This window comes from Ktedonosporobacter rubrisoli, from assembly GCF_004208415.1.
Classification (GTDB): Bacteria; Chloroflexota; Ktedonobacteria; order Ktedonobacterales; family Ktedonobacteraceae; genus Ktedonosporobacter; species Ktedonosporobacter rubrisoli.
Map to the genome: position 1 here is coordinate 6,629,203 of NZ_CP035758.1, position 22,396 is coordinate 6,651,598.

19 protein-coding genes are annotated in these 22,396 nt (G+C 53.6%); 11 read left to right on the plus strand and 8 right to left on the minus strand.

The annotated features are described in order from the left end of the window. Positions 1-452: 452 nt before the first annotated feature. The 5 genes from EPA93_RS28860 to EPA93_RS28880 all read right to left on the minus strand — a co-directional run bounded on the left by EPA93_RS28860 (position 453) and on the right by EPA93_RS28880 (position 6,750). Positions 453-2,000, minus strand: a complete 1,548-nt coding sequence (locus EPA93_RS28860; RefSeq protein WP_129890839.1) for an MDR family MFS transporter — start codon at positions 1,998-2,000, stop codon at positions 453-455. Positions 2,001-2,580: 580 nt separating this feature from the next. After that, positions 2,581-3,363 (minus strand): zinc ribbon domain-containing protein, encoded by a 783-nt coding sequence (locus tag EPA93_RS28865; RefSeq protein WP_129890840.1) that lies wholly within the window; start codon positions 3,361-3,363, stop codon positions 2,581-2,583. A gap of 17 nt (positions 3,364-3,380) precedes the next feature. Further along, positions 3,381-4,226, minus strand: a complete 846-nt coding sequence (locus EPA93_RS28870) for a DegV family protein (protein WP_165423460.1) — start codon at positions 4,224-4,226, stop codon at positions 3,381-3,383. Between the two features lie 276 nt (positions 4,227-4,502). Next, positions 4,503-6,191, minus strand: a complete 1,689-nt coding sequence (locus tag EPA93_RS28875; RefSeq protein WP_129890842.1) for a DAK2 domain-containing protein — start codon at positions 6,189-6,191, stop codon at positions 4,503-4,505. Positions 6,192-6,333: 142 nt separating this feature from the next. After that, a complete protein-coding gene (locus EPA93_RS28880) occupies positions 6,334-6,750 on the minus strand; it encodes an Asp23/Gls24 family envelope stress response protein (RefSeq protein WP_129890843.1) in 417 nt (138 codons plus the stop codon). Positions 6,751-7,006: 256 nt separating this feature from the next. Here EPA93_RS28880 and rpmB point away from each other — a divergent pair, with 256 nt between their 5' ends. After that, positions 7,007-7,207, plus strand: a complete 201-nt coding sequence (gene rpmB / locus EPA93_RS28885; RefSeq protein WP_129890844.1) for a 50S ribosomal protein L28 — start codon at positions 7,007-7,009, stop codon at positions 7,205-7,207. Positions 7,208-7,483: 276 nt separating this feature from the next. Here the strand turns inward: rpmB and rlmN are convergent, their stop codons facing one another. After that, positions 7,484-8,632: a dual-specificity RNA methyltransferase RlmN gene (rlmN, locus tag EPA93_RS28890; RefSeq protein WP_129894684.1), complete on the minus strand. Its 1,149-nt coding sequence runs from the start codon at positions 8,630-8,632 to the stop codon at positions 7,484-7,486. A gap of 312 nt (positions 8,633-8,944) precedes the next feature. Between rlmN and EPA93_RS28895 the strand changes: the two genes are divergently transcribed. Then, entirely contained in the window at positions 8,945-10,360 is a 1,416-nt protein-coding gene (locus EPA93_RS28895) for an MFS transporter (protein ID WP_129890845.1), read from the plus strand. A 199-nt stretch (positions 10,361-10,559) separates the two neighbouring features. On the opposite strand, the gene EPA93_RS28900 is transcribed toward EPA93_RS28895, so the two are convergent. Then, positions 10,560-11,834, minus strand: coding sequence for an MFS transporter (locus EPA93_RS28900; RefSeq protein ID WP_129890846.1), 1,275 nt, complete (start codon positions 11,832-11,834; stop codon positions 10,560-10,562). 122 nt (positions 11,835-11,956) lie between these two features. Further along, positions 11,957-12,439: an Rrf2 family transcriptional regulator gene (locus EPA93_RS28905; RefSeq protein ID WP_129890847.1), complete on the minus strand. Its 483-nt coding sequence runs from the start codon at positions 12,437-12,439 to the stop codon at positions 11,957-11,959. A 266-nt stretch (positions 12,440-12,705) separates the two neighbouring features. Here EPA93_RS28905 and EPA93_RS28910 point away from each other — a divergent pair, with 266 nt between their 5' ends. The 9 genes from EPA93_RS28910 (at position 12,706) to EPA93_RS28950 (ending at position 22,322) form a co-directional block, all read left to right on the plus strand. Further along, positions 12,706-13,083: a PadR family transcriptional regulator gene (locus EPA93_RS28910; protein ID WP_129890848.1), complete on the plus strand. Its 378-nt coding sequence runs from the start codon at positions 12,706-12,708 to the stop codon at positions 13,081-13,083. Continuing rightward, entirely contained in the window at positions 13,083-14,141 is a 1,059-nt protein-coding gene (locus EPA93_RS28915) for a Stp1/IreP family PP2C-type Ser/Thr phosphatase (RefSeq protein WP_129890849.1), read from the plus strand. The genes EPA93_RS28910 and EPA93_RS28915 overlap by 1 nt, the downstream gene beginning before the upstream one ends. Beyond that, positions 14,131-14,820: a GNAT family N-acetyltransferase gene (locus tag EPA93_RS28920; protein ID WP_129890850.1), complete on the plus strand. Its 690-nt coding sequence runs from the start codon at positions 14,131-14,133 to the stop codon at positions 14,818-14,820. Before EPA93_RS28915 ends, EPA93_RS28920 begins: the two co-directional genes overlap by 11 nt. After that, a complete protein-coding gene (locus EPA93_RS28925; protein WP_242527526.1) occupies positions 14,799-15,026 on the plus strand; it encodes a GNAT family N-acetyltransferase in 228 nt (75 codons plus the stop codon). Before EPA93_RS28920 ends, EPA93_RS28925 begins: the two co-directional genes overlap by 22 nt. Before the next feature lie 453 nt (positions 15,027-15,479). Then, entirely contained in the window at positions 15,480-16,706 is a 1,227-nt protein-coding gene (locus tag EPA93_RS28930) for a cation:proton antiporter (protein WP_129890852.1), read from the plus strand. Positions 16,707-16,795: 89 nt separating this feature from the next. Continuing rightward, positions 16,796-18,160 (plus strand): Na+/H+ antiporter NhaA, encoded by a 1,365-nt coding sequence (gene nhaA, locus EPA93_RS28935; RefSeq protein WP_129890853.1) that lies wholly within the window; start codon positions 16,796-16,798, stop codon positions 18,158-18,160. 148 nt (positions 18,161-18,308) lie between these two features. Continuing rightward, entirely contained in the window at positions 18,309-19,412 is a 1,104-nt protein-coding gene (locus EPA93_RS28940) for an ABC transporter substrate-binding protein (RefSeq protein ID WP_165423461.1), read from the plus strand. Next, positions 19,385-21,277, plus strand: coding sequence for an ABC transporter permease (locus EPA93_RS28945; RefSeq protein ID WP_129890855.1), 1,893 nt, complete (start codon positions 19,385-19,387; stop codon positions 21,275-21,277). Before EPA93_RS28940 ends, EPA93_RS28945 begins: the two co-directional genes overlap by 28 nt. Further along, the gene (locus tag EPA93_RS28950; protein ID WP_129890856.1) at positions 21,219-22,322 is read left to right on the plus strand and encodes an ABC transporter ATP-binding protein; all 1,104 of its coding nucleotides are present in this window, start codon (positions 21,219-21,221) and stop codon (positions 22,320-22,322) included. Before EPA93_RS28945 ends, EPA93_RS28950 begins: the two co-directional genes overlap by 59 nt. The last annotated feature ends 74 nt before the right edge of the window (positions 22,323-22,396 follow it).

Consider the following 22,396-nt stretch of genomic DNA (forward strand, 5'->3'; position numbering starts at 1 on the left):
CCTGTGTACCAAAACGAACTACATGATACAGAGATGTGGACGCCCTTTGCGGGTATCCCTATTTAGGACACGGTTTGCTCTGACGGATCGTTTCTCGTTCTCAAGCCTGGTATATACGCGAACCTGCATATAACACTACTCGGCAGCCAGGCAGCTCAACTATTTTGCCTGCGCTGTCAATTACTATTGTACGTGACCCGGCATGGTTAGTCAATGCCTATCTCGCCACTTGTAAACTAATATGCATGAAATATTGTACCATTCTATAGCACGATATCCGCTCTATCTGGCCCTGGCTTCCTACTACGGAATTGCCTAAGCAGATAGCCTCTACCGCTAAATAAGCCCGAGAGCTTGCCTTACGGTAGAGGCTGGCTTTGCAGCACGCTTGTTGTATGCCTCACGGAACCCGTGAGGCTGCATGCTCTCCTTGGAGCCCGAAAAGGCGTTCTTTAGAACCCACTTTGGGCTAGCTCTTTTTCCTCAGTACTGCCTCCTTTAACCGCTTTAGGAGCGGGATCGGCCGGGAACCAGAGCATGATGAGCAGGCTGACGAGAGCCAGGGCCAGCATCGAGAGGAAAACCCAGAACAGGCTCTGGGAGAAAGCTATTTTGAGCTGCTCTAGCAAGGCAGTCGGCAGCAGAGCGCGTATGTCTGGTACGAGCAATAGATTGGCCGGAGGGGTATTCGGTGGGAGCCGCTTCATAGTTTTCGCGAAATGGCCCATAATGGGCGCGAAACGCGCTTGCATCTGCCCGTTCAGAATGGCTCCCATGATGGCAACGCCTACAGTTCCTCCAATCATCTTGACAAACAGGGTTGAAGCAGTTGCCACCCCTACCATCTCCTTGCGTGCTGCCTGCTGCACCGCCAGGGTGTAAATGATGGCGACAAGGCCAAACCCTAAACCCATCACAACCATCGCGAGCGCAATAAAGGCAAAGCTGGTCTGCTCCTTGAAGAAAACTGCCATACCCACGCCCACTACCGTCACGACAGCTCCGACCAGCACCATCAAACGATTGCCAAAGCGTGCAAGTATGACCGAAGCCACCATAGAGGTAATGGCCCAGCTCACAAGATTCGGGACGAGGGCAAAGCCAGCTTCCGTTGCACTTCCTCCCTGGACGCCCTGCACAAAGAGCGGCACATAGGTCATCAAGCTAAAGATGATGCATCCCAACAGGAAACTACCACTGTTGGAGATCGCAATAGTTCGCTCAGCAAAGAGCTCAAGCGGGAGAATGGGCTCGGCTGCGCGCCTCTCGACAAGGGAAAAGACTAAGAATAAAATGAGTGTGGCAAGCAACAAAGCCAGGCTAGGCCAGGAGATCCAGGCCCAGGCCGTTCCTCCCTGCAGCAGGAAGAGCAGCAAAGCAATTACGGCCCCGGTTAATAAGACCGTGCCAAGATAGTCAAGTTTGTGCTTCTGGCGCACAAAGCTTTCGCGGTAAAAAATGGCAAGCAGAACAAGAGCGAGGAGCCCAAGGGGCAGGTTGAGGTAGAAAATCCAGGGCCAGGAGAAATGATCGACAATCAAGCCCCCGAGTAACGGACCTACTACGCTGGAGACGCCCCACAGCGCTCCAACCACCCCTTGCATACGCGCATTCTCCTGAACAGAAGCAGAGATATCAGCGATAATCGTCAGGACAAGTGGCTGGATAGCGCCTGCTCCCAGGCCCTGCAAGCCCCGAAAGAAGATCAACTGCTCCATACTCTGGGCAGAGCCACAAGCAGCCGAACCAACCAAGAAGATCAGCGATCCGATCAGCAGTATGAGCTTACGTCCATAGAGATCAGCAAGTTTGCCATACAACGGGACGACAGTTGTAGAGGTTAGCAAATAGGCCGAGAAAGCCCAGGAATAGAGGGTAATTCCGCCCAGTTGGCTGACAACGTTGGGCATTGCTGTCGCAACAATCGTTGAATCAAGGGTTGCCAGGGCAAGGACGAGCATCAAGGCGACAATGGTTATAATCTTTGTATTTTTTGGCATGTGTAGAGTATCCAGTCTTTTTTTCTAGCGCTTTGCCAGGCTTCGTTTGACGCGTGCGCCGCCTGTCGATGGCAAGTACCTGACAGATCACTAGATTGCGCTGAATGAAGAGGAACGTAGGCAAATTTCTAAGGTAGAAGAGGCGATAGAGGTGGCTTATCAAGCGCTGAAGGATGGCAGCAAATGGAAGATTGCTTTGCCGTTACGCTACAGTACGCGATAACCCTACTTCATCCAGTAAGGCAGGAAATAGTTTCCGTCTATCATATGAAGAAGGCTCCGCTTTCCCAAACAAAGCCTGGTCTGCTCAGGAAATGATAGACTAGCTGAGAACAAGGCTCTATGCCAACCTCAGCATAAGTAAGCATCACCTCTCTCTTTGTAGAGAGGTCGGAGGACATCGTTTACACATCAGCCTGAAAACATTCTTTCTGCTCAAATCAGGATAGATTATCTTGCTCGCCTGGGGGATCTTCCCACAGCAACTCAGTATAATAGAAAGATTCCTCCACGGCATCGTACTTTCGGACAGTGCACCCGACGAGCTTGCTCAGGCAAGCAAGATGGAATTAAGTTGGCTTCAGGTGGCCATCTGTAGCCTGGTTCCGCATTCGGGACAGAAGCGCGGATTGTTCTGTAGCGGCGAAGAGCATTGATGACAAACGCGCTCAGGCGCCGGGAGTCTGCTGCCGCAATCCTGACAAAATTTGCTCGCGGGCCCCATGCACCGACAGTTTGGACACATGACCGTCTCTAAATTTCCAGAGCTGGCACTAGCTGGCCTCTGGCTCTCTATCCCCGCCTGAGCAGGTAGATAGCCAGCCGGTGCGGTTGAAGGAAGAGAGCGCTGTGACGGCTGAACAAGCTCTGGCGTTACAGCCGAAGGGATAGCAGAAATATCAAACCTGGGAGCTCGATAGCCCTCCTGAATCTGCTGCCGTTGCGCCTCTATGTTCTGCTCATGTAAGAACTGCGCTCCCTCAGCCTTCAGGTCGGGCGCACAATTATTACATAGATTGAGCTTGATATTAAAGCAGCGCATGCATACAGTGTAAGAACATTTAGGGCAGGTATGGAACTCATGCTGCACCTGGGCCCAGGATTTTTGCAGGGCATCGGCCTGTTCCTGGTGCCATTGGGAGCCGTAAATTTTCTGCCCGGCCTCAGCGGCCCGACCCAGAAAGCCTCCCAGCAAGCCAACCCCAATATCCATGATGTTGCTGACAGTACTGACAGTCGAGCGCAGCGGCCGCGAATCGATTTGCCAGTAACAGCGCTGGCAGGTGAAGCGGAAGGCAAAATATCCCTGAGATTGATTGCTCATATCAGTGTAGATATTGGGCACTATATAATGTTCCGTCACAACAAAAGTTTCCTCTCTCAGTTAGCGGTAATCAGAACGACGCCAGCGGTCCCCGGGCCGGTATGGGTACCCAGGACCGCTCCCAGCTTATAGCGAGGAACCTCATGTGGCCAGATGGCCTTGAGCGCCTGGGCTAGCTGGGTCCCAACCTCGTCATTGGCCTCCACTATAGAAACGCTCTCAAGGGGCTCTAATTCGCTTACCAATTGGGCGACGCGTGCATAGGCCTTGTTGCGCGTGCGGGGCTGCTCTATAGGAATTACCGCTCCCTCCTTCAAGGAAACAATAGGTTTGACGCTAAGCATATTGCCAAGCAGGGCTCTGGCTGCGCCAATCCGGCCGCCGCGCTTGATGAATTCGAGGGTATCAAGGACGGCAAGAATACGCGTGCGGGAGAACTTATCGACAAGGTGCGCTTTGATCTCTTCGAGGCTCTGGCCCTGCCGCGCCTCTTCGGCAGCTTGCAGCAGAGGCACGCCCATACCGGCGCTGACACTCTGCGAATCCACAACATCTATAGGAACCTTTTTCAGCGCATCGGGCAGGGTATCGCGCGCATTACAGGCCGATTGATAGGTACCACTGAGACGCGAGGAAAGATGAACTGAGAGAATGCCATCAGCGCCTTCGTCGATTAAGCGCGTAAAGGCTTCCTGAAAAGCCGCCGGCGAGGGCTGAGAAGTGCGTGGCAAGTCTTTGCTGGCTTGCAGCTTACTGTAGAACTCCTGGCTAGTGAGCTCCTTCCCATCAAGATAGGCTTCGTCCCCAAAAAATACAGTCAGGGGCACAATAGTGATGCCCGCCGCCTCCGCCACATCAAGAGGGAGATCCGCGGTGCTATCGGTAACAATACGAACAACCATGACAGGCCTCCTGCAATAAATAATGAATCGGTTCCAGGCCGAATAGTCATACTTTATATAACGAAGGACTGCACAACCGCTCTCATGCAGCCAGATAACACCTGGCATATTTCCCAGGAGCTAGAGCCCTTAAAGAGCAGGATAGGAACCAATCCACCAGCCAGAGCTTAGCATAAATCGTTCCCGCGCAACGGGCCGCTCAGGACCAGAGCCGTGAGCTCGCAGAATGAAAATTTGTCAAACGCCTACTTAATTATTAGGAAGAGTGCAGAAGAACTACTCGGCGGAAAGTATATAGGCGTAATAAGGTTGGCCGCCATCTACAACCTCAATCTCAAGATGGGAATGCTTTTGCTTGATCTTTTGCGCAGTTTCCTGAGCTTGTTCATTGGTAATATGCTGGCCATAGTAAAGCGTCACGATTTCGTAGTTGTCAATATTCATGCGTTGTAAGGTATCATGGATCACCTGCTCGGCGCGCGAACCAGCCACGGCAAGATTTCCATTAATTACCCCTATATAGTCCCCTTCACGAACCTGCATCGTGTCTATTTGCACAGAGCGGACCGCGATAGTGATCTCAGCGGTCTGCACATTGGCCATGGCCTCGGTCATGGTTTTGCAGTTGGTGGCAAAGTCGGCTTCGAAATTAAAGCTCAGCAGAGCAGCGATCCCCTGGGGCAAGGTTTTGCTGGGAACTACGTAGATTTCTTTCTGGGTGAGAGTGCTGACTTGCTGCGCGCTGAGGATGACGTTGCTATTGTTGGGGAGGATAATAATTTGCCTGGCCTGGACCTGCTCAACTGCATCGAGGAGTTCTTCTATGCTGGGATTCATCGTCTGGCCGCCGGAGACAAGCGCGCTCACTCCCAGACCCTGGAAGACCTTTTCAAAGCCGGCCCCCGAGACCACGCTCACTGTGGCGATGTGAGCTACCGCCTCCGGCTCTTCTGGCTCTGCGGCATGCTCGGCTGCGCTCTCAGCGGCATAGGTCAGGCTCTGCTCCTGCAAGTTCTCAATGTTAATATCCAGCAGGCTGCCAAGACTGACACCATAATCGAGGATCTTGCCGGGCGTAAGCGTGTGGGTATGGACCTTGAGCATTTTCTCGTCGCCCGCCACGACAGTAGAGACGCCGCCCATATCGATGATGGCCTGACGAATTCCAGCCACATCAAGATTTTGCCCACGCAGCAAAAAGACTACCTCGTAGCCAAATTCCTCCTCGACAGAGACGCGACCCTTTTTGGTATGGGACGGCTCGGCAGCGGGAAGCGGCGGTGTTGAGAGGATCTGATCCGTCTCGCCTTCGCCGCGGATATAGCGCCAGATGCCCTCAAGGAAAGTGCAAAAACCCTGGCCACCGGCATCAACTACGCCTGCCTGTTTGAGCAAAGGAAGCATCTCAGGCGTGCGCGCTACGGCCTGGCGTGCGGCCACGACGATCTCTTGCCATTGGGCCACCAGGTCATCGCCGCGTTGCGCGCTACTCGTGGCGGCAACCGCAGTCTCGCGCACAACCGTCAAGATCGTGCCCTCTACAGGTTTAATCACCGCGCGATAGGCCAGGCGTTCAGCCTCCTGAAAAGCCACAGCCAGATCCTGCGCCGCAAAGGTTGGCTTATTGCCAAGCCCCTGAGCCAATCCGCGCAACGTCTGCGATAAAATTACCCCGGAATTACCACGCGCGCCCATAAGCGCATCATGCGCAACTCTGGCGGCAATCGCGCCAGCTGAAGTCTCTTCATTAGTGAGAATATTTTTAATGGCCGACTTCAACGTCGCCGACATGTTAGAACCTGTATCACCATCGGGGACGGGAAAGACGTTGAGCGCATTAATCATCTCACGATTCTCTTCTAACCAAGCAGCGCCGGCCAGAATAGCCTTGCGCAAATCCTGGCCATCAAAGATGCTAATGCGTCGAGGCCGTAATCGTCTGGTGCGTGGTAATTGTTCCTGCATAACGACTTTGTTACCTTTTGCTTCTACTTTATTGCTTGCCTCTCTCAGAGACAGCCATGTGTATGCAAGTACATAGCCCTGAGTTACTCTTTTCTATTTCACGAAATAAAATCGCGCGAAGTTTCTAACTGCATTAGCGCCATTAGTACTTTTTGCGCTCCCTTATTTCTTCCTGAAATGTCGGGCCATGGATCAACCCCTGGATATTGACATTTACCTGGGCCACAGGTACACCCAGCATCTTCTCGACTGAGAACTTAACGCTGCTCATAATATTATGCGCGATCTCAGAAATGCGCAATCCATATTCCAGCACCACATAGACATCGATGATAAGCTGTTCGTTGCTCACACTCACCCGTACCCCCTGGTTGCTCTGCTCAGGCGTCAGGAGTATGGCCTCCCCATTGCGCAGACGAGGCGAGGCAATCCCAAGCACGCCATAACATTCGTACATGGCCTTAACAGCAATAGAATGGATAGCATTAGGTAGGACCTCAATCTTGCCGCGCGGGCTCGATCCGTAGCGTGGATGGATAGCAGGTGCTTTTGGCCGCATATGTCTCTCTCTTGCCAAATTAACCCGGATGGGTTATACTCGCATAACGTGTTCGGGTTTAACATCAGAGCACGGGTTTCACGGATGCCAGTATACCAAAGGCCCCGAGGAGAATCAAGTAAAAATCAAGCGGTGCCCTTATAGCAGGCCAGAGCAGAACTTTCCGTTGCTTGCCTTCGGAGGAAGTATGCGCTTCCTGTAAACTGCCATGTGTCGGCTATGCCCGTTGGAGATTTCTATCTGGGAGGAGATAATCATGTCAGCAGGTCGTTGTGATATATGCGAGCGCAAGCCTATGTATGGCAATAACGTGCCTTTTTCGCAGCACCGTACACGTCGCCGCTTTGTACTCAATGTACATCGTCGCCGCCTGGAGATCAATGGCGTGCAGCGCACTGTCAATATCTGCACACGCTGTTTACGTACAATGAGCAAGCTACCAAAGGTGCGCAAGTAACAATGCTCTTCTCTTCTGTAGCTGCGTGATGATGGGTTCTTGCTCATGGTGTCATTGCGCAGTTACCAAAGAGGGAAAGAGACGCAGGCCTCTTGCTTGCTTTTTTTCGGCTCACCCCATTTCTCAATATGTAAAATGTTTCGCATCTCTATCTCTCTTCAGATCCATTTAACTAACCCCGTGTGCAAGTTTTTCCATCGCCTGCGGCGGTGAGGAGGAAAGAGAGTCTGCGAGCACCCCTGGACCCCGGTCCTTTCCAGCTATCCCCACAGCGCGTTATTTCTTGCTTGCTTTCTCAAACTTTGTGCGCAACTGTCCACAGGCTGCGGCGATATCATCTCCACGCTCTGCGCGCACGCTATTGCTTACTCCATGGGTAAAGAGCGTATCGCGAAAGGCCCGTATTGCTTCAGGTGTGGGTGGTCGATAGGCGGCGGAGGTGGCATTGACAGGAATGCAGTTAACATGGGCAAACTGCTTAAGGGGCGCCAGAAGCTCAGCCAGCTCGTGCGCATGGGTCGGCGTATCGTTGACGCCGGAGAGCAGCACATATTCAAAGGTGACCTGGCGATGCGTGGCAGAGATATAGTCCTGACAGGCGGCCAGAAGCTCGGCCAGCGGATATTTGCGGTTTACTGGCATGGTCTTGCTGCGCAGCTCGTCGGTGGGAGCGTGCAAGGAGATGGCAAGGTTGATCTGTAGCGCTTCCTGGCTTAGCTTGCGAATAGCCGGTGCCAATCCTACTGTCGAGACTGTCATGTGGCGCGCGCCAAGATTAAAGCCCTGGGCGCTGTTGAGGATGCGCAGGGCTTGCAAAAGGTTGGCATAGTTATGCAGCGGCTCGCCCATGCCCATCATGACGATATTGGTAATATGATCGATGGGTTTGCTACCCGGTAAGCCAGCGGCAGTCCAGGGTGCGTTGCGGAGCTCGCGCGCGAAGAAGAGCACCTGGGCCACGATTTCGCCGGCACTTAAATGCCGCTCGAAACCCATCTGCCCAGTAGCGCAAAAGGTGCAGCCATAGGCACAGCCCGCCTGGCTGGAAACGCAAACTGTGGCCCGGGCTGTACTCTCTCCCACGGGAGGATAGAGCATTAACACCGACTCGATAAGTTTGCCATCGGCAAGTTCCAACAAGATTTTGCGCGTGCGGTCATCCTTCGAATGGAGCTCGCTGCGCACAATCATTGGGCCAATGCTGGCCTCGTCGGCCAGGCGCTGACGCAGAGCCAGCGGCAGATTGCTCATCGCTGCGAAATCGGTAACAAGATGCTGGAAAAGCCAGCTATAGATCTGACGCGCACGAAAGGCCGGCTCGCCGCGTTCTACCAGCCATTGCTGGAGCTGCGGGAGGGTAAGGGCGAGCAGATCGGTTTTTGTTGGATTGCTGGATTTAGTTAGAGATATCGGTGTTATGGTCATGGCGTTATTATAGCACGGACTGAGCATTCTCGATAGAGAGCAAAAGCCGCTTAGCGCGGCTTCCCGCACGCGCCCAACTAGCATGGCCAGGAGCCTCGGCCCAGCCTTATTTCTGTAGACATAAAGTTATATTATAGCATACTGAGCGGGGTGATACATACAATCGCCTGCAAAATTGGTACTTGATTGCTTCTGTTTACTACTTTGGGCTATTATTAGACGTATTAAAAAGTTAAGGGCGGGAAAAAATCAGATATTTCTGGCCACAGAAACGTACCCTGGATATTTAGTTGATGGAGGGCCTAGCGTGCCATGTCGATTATAACGGAAGAGCCTAGTAGGTCGGGATCGCCAGAGCAGCCGTCGCAAGCGGTAACAAGTTCCTGGCAGGTGCTAAAAAATCGTAATTTCTTATTATTGTGGATGGCCCAGCTTATCTCGCTAACCATCCTCAACGCCGCCAATTACGGCCTGATTGTGCTGGTTCAGGACACCACGAATTCGGTAATCCTTGTAGGTCTTGCCATCATTGCGTTCCAGTTGCCGGCTTTCCCCTTCGGCGCCATCGCCGGAGTGATCGTTGACTGGTTTGATAAACGCCAGGTGCTCTGGATCAGCAATGCGCTGCGGATGGGAACGATGTTGCTCATGTGCCTCTCGCTGCTCTCCAACCCAACGAATATCTGGCCATTGTTCATCTTGATCTTCCTGACGGCACTTATCGGCCAATTCTTTACCCCCGCCGAGGGCTCATCCATTCCCTTGCTGGTCGGCGAGCGCGAGCTCATGCCAGCACTGGCTCTCTTTAACATTACACTCACTGTCTCGATGGTTATTGGTTTCCTATTGCTGGGTGGCCTGGTAACTACGCTCTTCCCACCATTTACCCTGCAACTGGGTTCCCTGGTTCTGCATATGAAATCCATAGATATGCTCTTTCTGATGGTAGCGCTCCTCTATGGCGTATGCACGATCCTGATTTTGTGCATTCCGGCCCGCGCTTTTGAGCAGGCGCATGTCAACAACAACAATAATAAGCCCACCAACGTCACGACGCGCGAGGCGATTGTTCACCTCTGGCATGATATGGTTGAGGGCTGGAACATTGTGCGCGCCGACCATCTGCTCTTCTTCTCGGTAATCCAGCTTTCGGTAATTGGTATTATTATGCTGCTGGTTGGCGAGCTGGCCGGAACGTTTGTGACGGCGATCCTTCATCGACCAGCTGCCGACATGGCGCTGATTCTGGCGCCGGCCGGTATTGGCCTGGTGGGAGCTTCGGTTCTGGCCCCGCGCATTACTGAGCGCTTCGAGAAAATGAAGCTTACGACGACGGGACTTATCGCCCTGGCTGCCGGCTTCATGCTCTTAATCGTGAGCCAGAAAATTGCTTTCTGGCTTGATCCAGCTCACGGCGCCGAATCGCCCTTCCTCTTAATCTTTACGATGGCACTTGTCTTTTTCCTGGGGGCTGCCCTGGGCCTGATCAATGTGCCAACCCAGACCTTAATGCAGGAACGGGCGCCAGAGGAGGGGCGCGCGCGCGTGATCTCCTTGCAATTTATGATGTACAATATTGGCTCGATCCCGGTCCTGCTGTTCGCGGCGGTGATCGCTAAGGTCCTGGATATCAACTGGCTGGTAGTGGTGGTCTCGGCAAGCCTGCTTCTCTTCTGCTGGTGGGGACGCTGGTATACGGGGAAACAGGGATTGCTCCATTTCAAGTAAACTTAGAAGAGAGGCCCGCTTAACCCGGACCTCTCAGGAGGAGACAGGGCTATAGCCAGAGCGCTATAGACCCTGCTAGCCGGGAAGCAGGAGCTGGGGCACTACGCCAGCTCCCAGGAAATGTATTCTGCGCTTCAGCCTCCTGCCCGACCTCGCGGCCCGCATATAGCTTGCGCCGACCAGAAGAGGCTAACCTGCTTTATTCGGGCAAGATGAAGACCTCTTCTTTCTCCTGGCTCGCCTGTTCCTGGTCAACGCTCTTACTCAGACCACGGGCGCGTGCCGTCCGGGTATAGTATATACTCAGGAAGAAGGCGAGGAGGGCCAGCAGCATAAAAGCTGCTCCAAGCCAGCCGAGTTGCGTCACGGCGACTGTGCGTAGCGCAACGCCGCCAATGGCCGCACCGGCAGCTATCCCCAGATAGAAGGTTGAATTATTAAGGGCCAGGATAACGTTTGCATGCTCAGGCGCCACACTCAAGAGTCGATGCTGCTGCGGAATAAAGATCAACGAGGTTAACAGGCCAAAGATAAAGAGCGTCACCAGCGTGCTGAGCAGGCTCGTCGTTGTGAAGACAAGGATAGCCTCTACAATACTCAGGACGATCAACAAGGTTATAATTGGGCGCTGCGCACCAAAGCGATCTGCCAATCTGCCTCCCGACAATGTGCCACCAACGGCTCCCAGGCCATAGGCTACCAGCAATCCGCTAATGTCAAGAATATGGAGATTCTGCTGTAGCAGCGGCGCGATATAGGTATAGACGAGAAAGGCGCCAAGGTTCCAGAACAGGGCCGGCAGCAGGGCCAGGGCCACCACGGGATGCGCGATGGGCGCCAGGCGCGCCTTGAGCGGAAGGACCGACTGGACCCTCTCTTTGGGCAGACCGCAGAGCAGGAGGGCCAGAAAGGCGATCCCAGCCAGGACGGTGATCAGGACAAAGGAGAAGCGCCAGCCATAGTGCTCGCCAACCCAGGTGCCTAGGGGTGAACCAATCGCAGTGGCCACCGTGATGCCAACTACTACCAGCGATAAGGCTTGTCCGCGCTTCTCAGCCGGAGCCAGGGCAGTAGCCGTGGTATAGGCCAGAGGTGTATAGACAGCCGCAAAGCAGCCAACTAGAATGCGCGAGATCAGCAGGAGAAGATATGAAGGGGCAAGGGCAGAGCCCAGGTTGGCCAGACCAAAGAGCCCCAGAGCTGCGATCAGTACCCGATTACGTGGCCAGCGACCGATGATAGCCGCCAGCAAGGGTGCTCCCAGGCCGTAGGTAAGGGAAAAGACGGTGACCAACTGCCCGGCCAGACCTTCGGTAACTCCTGTCTCTTTGGCGATCATGGGCAGAACGCCGGCCACCACAAAAGCATCAGTGCCCAGCGCGAATGTGCCAAGCGTCAGCAGAAAAATGCGTGGGTCGATCCGGCTCTGTTGCTTTTGTTCGGTCGTCAGGTGATGTGGTGCTACCTGTGACATAGATTAGCAAGCTCCTTGGTTCTCTATTGTAACAATTTTTATTACATTCGATGACAAAAAAATGCCTCACCCTTATTTCTCAGACAAACCCATTTCACAAGCCCAACCAGGCGGGAGCGCGGTTACGCTTGCGGCGATGCCTGGGCTGGATGAGCGACATCAGCCTGCTGCGTCTCAGCTTTAGGCGCAAGTGTGGCTTGCAGAACATCGGCAATGGTTGTGCGCGCCAGTTCCTGCTCAAGCGTATTCTGGACATTCCCATAGACATCTTGCAGCGCAGAACCGATATTACAGCCAATAACGCAGTGCGGATTGGGTGGCGTATGATGTAGCGAGAATAGCGAGTGTGGCTTGACGGCCCGATAGATATCAAGCAGCGCGATCTCCTCGGGTCGGCGAGCCAGTTTCCAGCCGGCATTGCCCCCACGCTGGACGCTCACCAGGTGCTGCTTCTCCATCATCCCCAGCAGGCCGCGCAAAACTACAGGATTCGCATTAACGCTCCTGGCTATGCGCTCTGATGTGGCCATCTCGGGCGCATCTTTATAATAGGCCATCCACACGAGTGCGTGAGTTGCTAAGGTTAAACGACTATTGGCACTCATCGCAACATCCTCCTCCCCGCAGGGACATTTCCTTGCTCTCTTTCTCTGGCTGTAACAATTTTTATTACGATCAGATGTAAGTATTATAATTACAATGTCTCCGGCTTGTCAAGGTCACCCTTCTTGCTTGAGCCTCTAACGAGTGCAGTTAGCCTTACGCACGAAATTTTGTTAGCCCTTGACAAACTCTTCTTGTTTACCTTACTATATCATTAACGGATATATCCGCATATGATATATTGAAAGATAAAGATGGGAAAATTGGCATGAAAAATATCAGACGCGAGCCCGAAGGCATGCTTCCTCTAACGCCTGCGGTTTTTCACATCTTACTGGCCCTGGTTGATAAAGAGCGGCACGGCTATGGCATCATGCAAGAGATTGCCGTGCGCACCGAGGGCAAGATGCGCATGGGACCGGGTACCCTCTATGGATCGATCAAGCGTATGATGGCCGATGGACTGATTGAGGCCTCTAGCGAGCGCCCCGACCCGGAGCTAGATGACGAGCGGCGCCGCTACTATCGCCTTACCGATTTTGGTCAGCGCGTCGTGCAGGCGGAGGCACAGCGTTTGGAGCAACTAGTTAGGGTTGCGCAAAGTAAGCAACTATTGCCTGGCACGGGCCTGGCGGGAGGTATGTAATGATACCCTACTCAAAGCGTGTATTAACAACTTCTGAGCAGCTTTATCGCCTCTTTCTCCTGCTCTATCCGGCCCAGTTCAGACGTACATGCCAGCAAGAGATGCTACAGACCTTTCGCGCTTGCTGCCGCGAAGCCCTCCAGAGGGCTGGTCTGCCGGGCCTGTTGCGCTTCTGGAGCTTTATTCTCTATGATCTGTCAGTGACGGCATTTGTTGAACACATCCATTGTATTCGAGCCTTCTTACGACAATTATTGAATCGTGAAAAGGAATATGCCATGCTAAACCATCCTTTCCAGCTAGAGATTGCCCAGCAAACCGATATCGGTCGCAAACGAGCTAACAATGAGGACAATATGCTCTCAGTTGTGCCACAGGATACAGCGGTCAGGACGACAAAGGGAGCGCTTTTCGTGGTCGCTGACGGCATGGGAGGACACGATAGAGGGGAGCTGGCCAGCAAGCTCACAGTGGAAGAGGTAAATACTGCCTATTATCAGAGCCTGGAAGATGATATCACAGTGGCCCTGACGCAGGCTGTTAAGCGTGCCAATTTTCGGGTATATCAAGGCGCTCAGAGTATCGGGTTACAACAGGGGAAGATAGGTTCGACCTGTATAGCGGCCGTGGTACGTGGCAATACTGCCTACATCGCCAATGTTGGCGATAGCCGAGCTTACATTGTGCGTGGCGGCCAGATCAGGCAGATCTCGCGCGATCATTCCTGGGTTGCCGAGCAAGTGCTGGCCGGGATCTTAACGCCGGAGCAGGCGCGTACCCATCCGCGCAGCAATGTCATTACGCGCAGCATAGGAACTGAGCCCGATGTCACGGTTGACACGTTTGTGGAAGAAGTGCAGAATGGCGATATTCTGATTCTCTGCACTGATGGACTCTCAAGTCTGATCAGCGACCAGGAGATCAAGGCCATCGTGGAACCATACGACTCACACGCGAGCGTCGAGCAGCTTATCAAGCTAGCCAACGAGCGCGGCGGCCCCGACAATATTACCGCCATCGTGACAAAAGTGAGCAAGGGGGAAGTCCTTGCCGCTTGATCCAGCTATCCAGCTCCGCCCCTTCTGCCAGGAGGATTTGGGTAAAGTGCGGCAACTACGCGAGGAGATGAGTGCCGCACATAGCCAATCATCTTTCTGGCCAGGCCTGGAGCCAGATACCCTGGCCTGGGTTGCCGTTACCGCTGATGATTGTTGCGTTGGCTACGCCGAGCTCAGGCCGCGCATTTCTGGCCAGGTCACGCCAAACGTCTGGGTTCAACCTGCCTATCAAGGGCATGGTATCGGGCTGGCCTTGCTGAGAGAGGCAGAAACGCAGGCTCGGCTATGCAGCACATCTCAATCTGCTAGCCTGCTTGCTCAGCTGCAGGGCGAAAATCCTGCAGCTTGCTGTTTACTGGAAAAGGCAGGCTATACTCTTTCCTCAACGTTCTGGATTATGGAACTACAGCTTATCCAGGCACCGGAAGCTCCGGCAGCTACTCCGGGTATTGCCGTTAAACCGTTCGCTGTTGGGCAGGATGAACGGGGCGTATATGAGGCTGATGAAGAGGCTTTTCTGGATGAGCGCGGCAAGTTGCCAAGAACGTATGCCGAATGGGGCCGGCGCCTCAATATGCACTCTGAGCATTTTGACCCTCTCTCTGGCTGGTTGCCTGGGATGGCGCGACTATTGCCGGATCTGCCCTCAATCAAATCATTCATGGCAAGGGCGAGATAATGCATCTGGGCATACGGCGCCCCTGGCGCAGGCGCGGATTAGGTATGGCCCTGCTCCAACATTCTTTACAGACATTTTATCGCCATGGGATTGGTACAATTCGGCTCAATGTCGATGTCCAAAGCTTAACCAATGCTCAACAGCTCTATCAGCGCGCTGGCTTTGCCTGCGTAGATTCTTTTCGAAACTATCATAAATCACTTTAACTATGTATGCGGCCCCTCCTGCCACATGCATAACTTTCAGGCAGGAGGGACTATCTTTCTCTCTACCTGTCTGGCAGTACAAACCCAACCCCAATCTATCTTTGCCATTGTCGGCCTCTCCCAATTTGAAACCCTTCATAACATTACATCCCATAGCTTGCCTTATTGATACAGGCCCAGCTCTGTACACCGTCCCATAGATATATGCATTAATAATGCAATTTACTTTTTCTGGCTAGATCAGGCCAGGCAGCTAGCAGATAGAGCAGGAAGCGCTAAAATGAGTATATCTGCAAATCCACCGGCGGTCAGAATTTGCCAACGAAACGCGGCCCCAGGCAGGCGGCTGCAACCGCAATCGCCTGGCTGAGTATTGCCATCAGGCTCAAGTAGGCAGTATAGTGTAAAGGGAAGTTTATAGATGATGACATCTTTTAGGTAAAGGGTTTATAGATGACCGATATCGTTGCTGTAATACATGAATTAGTCCTTCTTTTGCTTATTGCGCTGACAGTTATTTTAATCACACGACGACTGGCCGTTCCCTATACATTGGGCCTGGTGATCGTAGGGCTGCTAATTAGTCTTTTCGGCTTTTTACCCGAGATTCATCTGTCTCCGGATCTTGTACTTTTTGTATTTTTGCCGGCCCTGCTCTTTGAGGGAGCCTGGTCTATATCTGTACAACGTCTGCGCCAGAACTGGCTGATCATCCTCCTGCTGGCGGTGCCGGGTCTGCTGGTAGCTCTGGTCCTGTTAGCGGTTCCGCTGCATTTTTTTGCCGGTCTTAACTGGGAAGACGCCTTTTTGCTGGGAGCCATTCTTTCTCCCACCGATCCGGTGGCCGTGCTGGGCCTGTTTCGCCAGCTCAAAGTCAATCAGGATCTCTCGACGATCATTGAGGGCGAGAGCCTCTTTAACGACGGCGTGGCTGGGGTGCTCTATCAAACCTTTTTGATTGTAGTGCTGGCCTCGCTTGGCCAGGAGCCGCAAGGGGGCCAGGTCTGGCTAGAAGGGATCGAGCGCTTTATCGTTGAAGCTGGCGGGGGCCTGGTCATTGGAGCCGCCTGTGGCTTCGTGGTCAGCCGCTTTGTGAAGTATATCGATGAGCCCCTGATTGAGACCACCATCACCATCGTGACGGCCTATGGCGTCTATCTGCTCGCGGACTTTTTCCATATGTCCGGCATTCTTGCAGTTATCGTAGCCGGGCTGATCTTTGGCAGCTATGGGCAGAACAGGAATATGTCCGAACGGACGCGCGAAGTCGTTGACAATTTCTGGAACATGGTGGCCTTTTTGGCCAATGCGCTGCTCTTTTTGCTGGTGGGAGCTCAATTGAACCCGATGCAATTTCTCTCCACGCAGGATACCCTACATTTGATGATTACGGCCGGCCTGGCTATTGCGGCAGTGCTGGTGGGTCGCTTTGTTATGGTGGCCCTGCTGCCCAACCGCTTCCAGTTTGCGCCCGGTGAACGCCTGCGGCCCTGGCGCTTTGTCATCTTCTGGAGCGGGCTGCGCGGCGCCCTCTCACTTGCTCTTGTCCTGGCCCTACCGTTGGAGGTACCCGATAGAAACGCCTTGATCTTCTCTACGTATGCAGTCGTCCTCTTTACCCTGCTCATCCAGGGCTTTAGCTTACGCCTGCTCTTGAAAGGTCTGCCCGGCGTATCATAGTCAAAAGATTTGAGCGTGTACATATATAGATATCTGATCGTGATACAACTAGCGGACCGGGTAGAAAGCTAAGCAGAGGATCAGCACTTATGAACGCGCGCGAGATTATCAAGCAACCCACGCAGGGAGCATTGGCCGAACGCATTTTGCGACCCTTCCAGGAATTCGCCCATACGGGAGCATCAAGCGGTATACTCCTGCTGATATGTACAATCATTGCCTTGATCTGGGCTAATTCGCCCTGGGCGGCCAGCTATAACGCGCTCTGGGATCTGCATTTGCGTATCGGCATTGGCTCCGTGGGACTCGATGAGCCGCTCCATATCTGGATCAACGACGGCTTGATGACGATCTTTTTCTTTGTCGTGGGCTTAGAGATCAAGCGTGAGGTGCTGGTAGGTGAGCTTTCATCGCTAAGACAGGCGATCTTGCCCATTGTGGCAGCCGTTGGCGGCATGCTCTGCCCGGCGCTGATTTATCTGGCCTTCAACCGGGGCACCTCGGCAGCTGGAGGCTGGGCTATTCCGATGGCTACCGATATCGCCTTCTCCCTTGGCGTCCTGGCCCTCCTGGGCTCGCGCATCCCGTCTGCGCTCAAGGTCTTTCTCACGGCCTTTGCGATTGTTGACGATATCGGCGCGGTACTCGTTATCGCTATCTTTTTTCACTCCACGATCAATATAACTGCCCTGATCGCCTCGGGCATTATTTTGATCTGCGTGGCGCTGGCTAACGTAATTGGGGTACAGAAGCCCTTGGTCTATGCCTTGCTGGGCGTCTGCCTCTGGGTAGCAATGTTACTCTCTGGCCTGCACGCGACAATCGCCGGCATCCTGCTGGCGCTGCTCATTCCCTCGCGGGCCCGCATCGATATACGCGCCTTTGTCAGACGCGGCCGGACATGTCTTGACGAGGTAGCAAGCGACGAGCGGCCCGGCATCGGACTGTTTATGAACGAGCGCCAGCAATCAGCCATCCAGGCCCTGGAAACTGCCGCCGAGCACTCTCTCACGCCTCTACAGCGCATGGAGCATACCACCCATCCCTGGGTAGCCTTTGCGATTGTGCCGCTCTTTGTGCTAGCGAACGCCGGGGTCCCCATCAGTAGCAATTTCTTTGCGGCCCTTCTCAGTCCGATCGGGCTGGGCATTATTCTAGGCCTGATCATTGGCAAGCAAGTAGGCATTATGCTCTTTTCCTGGTTGACTGTGAAGCTGGGCTGGGCCACGTTGCCCGAGGGGACGGCCTGGCGCCAGATGTATGGCGTTTCGTGGGTGGGTGCGATTGGCTTTACTATGGCCCTCTTTATCAATGGCCTGGCCTTTGGCGATGCCGGACAGGAGCTGTTCTTTAGCGAGGCCAAGTCGGCGATTCTTGTGGCCGCGCTTATAGCTGGCGTGGTTGGCTGGCTCCTGCTCAGATTTAGTAAGCCGGGATCGGCCTCAGCAGAATGAGCAAGCATAACAGTATCTTAATCGTCTGTTAATACGTGTGAAAAGCTTCCTTAACCCCCTTGCTCTACAATATCCATGAAAGCTCATAAGGGCACTTTTCGCCCTTTCAATCCATATGTTTCTTCTTTTACTGGTGAGGTATTTTCCTATGCAATTCTTTTCACCCACTGTCCGGTATCGGTGGTCGATATCTCGTGCAGCGCTGGTTTTGAGCATGTGTTTTCTTACGGTTTTATTTGTCGCTTGCGGAGGCGGCTCCCCCGCATCAGCCAGCTCTAGCGCATCATCGCAAGCCACCTGCAACAAAAGTACCGGCTTCACGCTCTACTCGGCGCAGGGGTATGACTCTGATGCAGCCAAGGCCTTCCAGAAACAGACAGGGATTACAACTAAGCTTGTAGATGACAGTACAGGCAATCTGCTCGCCAAAATCGCGGCGGAAGGGAACAACCCCCAGTGGGACGTGGCCTGGTTCGATGGCAATGTCACCATGCAGACGCTTGATACGCAAGGCCTCCTGCTCAAATGGCACGCCTCTGGCGCTAGTAACTTGACCGCCCAAGGCACACAATATGTGCCAGATGATGGGAGCTATTATCCTACTGGCCTGACGACTGTCGGGGCTATTGTCTACAACACTAAACACATTCCGGCAGCAGGCTTGCCCAAAGACTGGAAAGACCTGCTCAATCCGGCTTACAAAAATCTCGTCGCGATGAACGATCCCGCCTATTCCGGGCCAACCTATCCTTTGATTGCCGGCATTGCCCAGATCTTAGGAGGAGAAAGCCAGGGTAAACAGTATTTTCAGAGCTTAAAGGCCAATGGCCTCAAGAACTTTCAAACTAATGACCCCACCCTGAATAGCATTGAAACCGGAGCGCGGGAATTTGGTATTGTGCAGGATTCTGCGATCTATAGCGCGATCAAAGCTGGTCAGCCTTTAGGAATTCTCTTTCCCGCTTCCGGCGTGGTAGGCTTGCCCAGCGTTATCGGTGTCGCGGCACATGGCAAGCATCAGGCCTGCGCCCAACAGTTTGTTAACTGGGTACTCTCCAGCGCCGGTCAGACAAGCATGACGCACCACGATCCCACGGATGGCGACACCTACTTCATTCCGCTTGTCAAGGATGTTACACCCGTTGTCACGCGTCAATCCACAGGCATTAAATTTATAGATTTGAACGTACAACAATGGGCATCAGTTGAGGCAGAGTACAAACAATGGTTCCACAGCAACATCATACAGTAGTCAGCGAGGACCCAAACCAGGATAGAGCGGGGAAGCCTGCTCTATCCTCTTATTCATTTTCTGTTCCACAGCTCCTACGTCTGGGAGGACAGATTCTTGTCATTGGCCTTCCTTTATTGATTCTGGCTCTGTTTGTGGTCTATCCTCTAGCTGCCATTATTTTACAAAGCATATTTCCCAATTTATTTGCGGCTTCGCCCAGCCTGGCTCCAGGCTTCGAGGCCCTGTTGCAGCTTATTGCAAATCGCCAGAACTATCTTGCGCTTATCAATTCGCTGTGGTTGTCGGGCGTTACCGCGCTCCTTGCGTCTCTCATAGGAACCTTGTTGGCGATCCTGGCCCGGCGCACTGATCTGCCATTGCGGGGTACGCTGGATACACTTGTGTGGATTGTCTTCTTTACTCCCTCGTTCCTGGTGGGTGAGGCATGGTCGCTAACCATCATCCATGGTGGCATTCCCGATCAATATCTGCATTTTCCCGCTGCATTTGTTACCTGGTTTTTCTCGCCGGCGGGGGTCATTTTCATTCTGAGCCTCAAGACATTTCCGTTTGTCTATATAGCGGTCAGCGCGGCCCTGCACTGGCTCGGCTCAGAGTTTGAAGATGCGGCTCGCCTGGCCGGGGCGCGCACCTGGCTGGCCTGGATCAGCATCAATATACCATTATTGCTGCCGGCTATTCTGGCGGCTGGCTTAATCGCCTTTGCGGAGGCGCTGTCAGACTTTGGCATAGCCGCAACCATTGCGCAGAACGCCAATGTCACGCTTATCACCTATCAAATATATGCGGCTGTCAATACCGCCCCCGTTAATTTTTCGCTGGCGGCGGCGCTCTCCCTCTTGATGTTCGTGGCAATTGCGCTGGCGCTGCTGCTCCAGGCGGCCGTACTACGAACGCGCTCGTTCCAGATTATTAGCGGGAAAAATAGGCCTGCGCGCCCTGTGGTATTGGGCTATTGGAAGATCCCTGCTGTGCTCTTCTGTGGGCTTGTATTTCTCTTTGCCCTGATAATTCCGTTGCTGATGTGTCTCATGCTGTCATTTATGCATGCCTTCGGCCAGGGCATCACGCCGGGCAACTGGACCCTTGACAACTATACAGCGGTCCTCGCCCAGGGCTCTGATGATTTAGATGCCATGCTTCGCACTCTCTGGCTCGCGCTGGGAGCCGCAACCATTACTACGATAGTGGGCCTGCCCATTGCCTTTATCATTCGTCGCACAAAGCTGCCAGGGCGAAAATTGCTCGGCCTATTCACGCTTGTAACTATTGCTGTGCCTGGCATTATCCTGGCCTGCGGGTATATTTTTGCCTGGAATGCCTCCTATCTGCAATTTCTTGGCATCGGAGGAGAGCAGGGCCTCCAATTTTATGGCACCATCTGGTTGCTGTTCGCCGCCTATATTGGAGGAAGCTTGCCATATGCCACACGCCTGGGGATTGGTGCGCTTGAGCAAATTGGTCCGAGTATGCTAGAAACCGCTCGCGTGCAGGGAACTAACCTCTTCCAGCTACTGCTACGCATTGTAGCGCCATTGGTGCGCAGTAGTCTGATCTCTATCTGGCTGCTAGTCTTTACGGGAACGATGTTCGAACTGGCGGCTTCTGAACTGCTGTACCCGCCAGGAGAGCCGACCATGCCGGTACGCATTATCGGGCTTTTTAATACATTCAAATTAGGACCTGGTATGGCCCTGGCGATGCTAAATGTTGGCCTGGTGGCGCTGGCCTTGATCTTGTTTCGGGCAATTCCCTGGTTAGTCAGCAGGCTTATACAACGCGGTAAACGGAGAAAAACAGGATATGTTTCTACAAATCAAGCAGTTGAGCAAGAGCTACGGGTCGCGGCAGGTCGTTTCTAACGTCGATCTAACGATGGAAGAGGGTGAGATACTTTCGCTGCTAGGGCCATCGGGCTGCGGTAAAACAACTATTCTACGCATGATCGCGGGACTCGTAAGCCCAGAAAGCGGCTGGATAGAGATTGGTGGCCGTGTGGTCTACGATGGGCGCAAAGAGGTATATGTAGAGGAACGCAGGCTCGGGATGGTATTCCAGGACTATGCTCTCTGGCCGCATATGACCGTGGCGCGCAATATCGCCTTCGGTTTACGCCTACGCCATACTCCAGCACAGGTTATCGCCAAACGAGTGGCCGAATTGTTGGAGCTAGTCAATTTGCCGGGCATGGAGGATCGCTATCCGTATCAACTCTCTGGCGGCCAGCAACAACGCGTAGCTGTCGCGCGGGCATTGGCAACCGAACCACGCCTGCTTTTGCTCGATGAGCCACTATCGAGCCTTGACACGGGTCTGCGCGAGGTGATGCGTACAGAGTTGGTGCAACTATTTAAGCGCCTCAAGATCACCACCATCAATGTCACTCACGATCAGGATGAGGCGATGGCAATGTCCGATCGCATCATGGTATTGCGAGACGGCCAAGTGCAGCAAATTGGAACACCAACAGAGCTCTATCTCAATCCCTGCAACGTTTTTGTAGCCTCGTTTATGGGCCCCGCTAACTTGCTGGCTGGCGAGCTGGTACCAGAGGCAAGCGGGGTCACAGAGAGGTCGATTCGTTTGAAGCATTTGTTCGCTGAAGAAAAAGTAGTGAGTGGGCTGGTGCGTGACGAGGTACGGCCGCGACTCAACGGACGGGGCTCCTTGCTCTGCCGTCCAGATGATGTAAGCCTGCACCTGGATACGCTCTCCCCTGGACAACTTAACCTTCTTCCAGGGAAAATACTGCACTCGTCGTTTGTAGCTGGTCGCTGGCGCACGGTTGTGAGCATCGGCGAGAGGCAGACACAACCGCTACTGGCCTTTGCGTCCTCTCAGCTCCAAGCGGAGCAGCCGGTATGGCTTGAGTTACCGCCTGAGCGTTGCCAGATTGTCCCTGAGTGATGGGAATGCCCTGCCTCTTTTCTGGCCTTACGCTAGAGGCAGGACAATATCTGCTAAGGCGCCGGGCTTGCCTA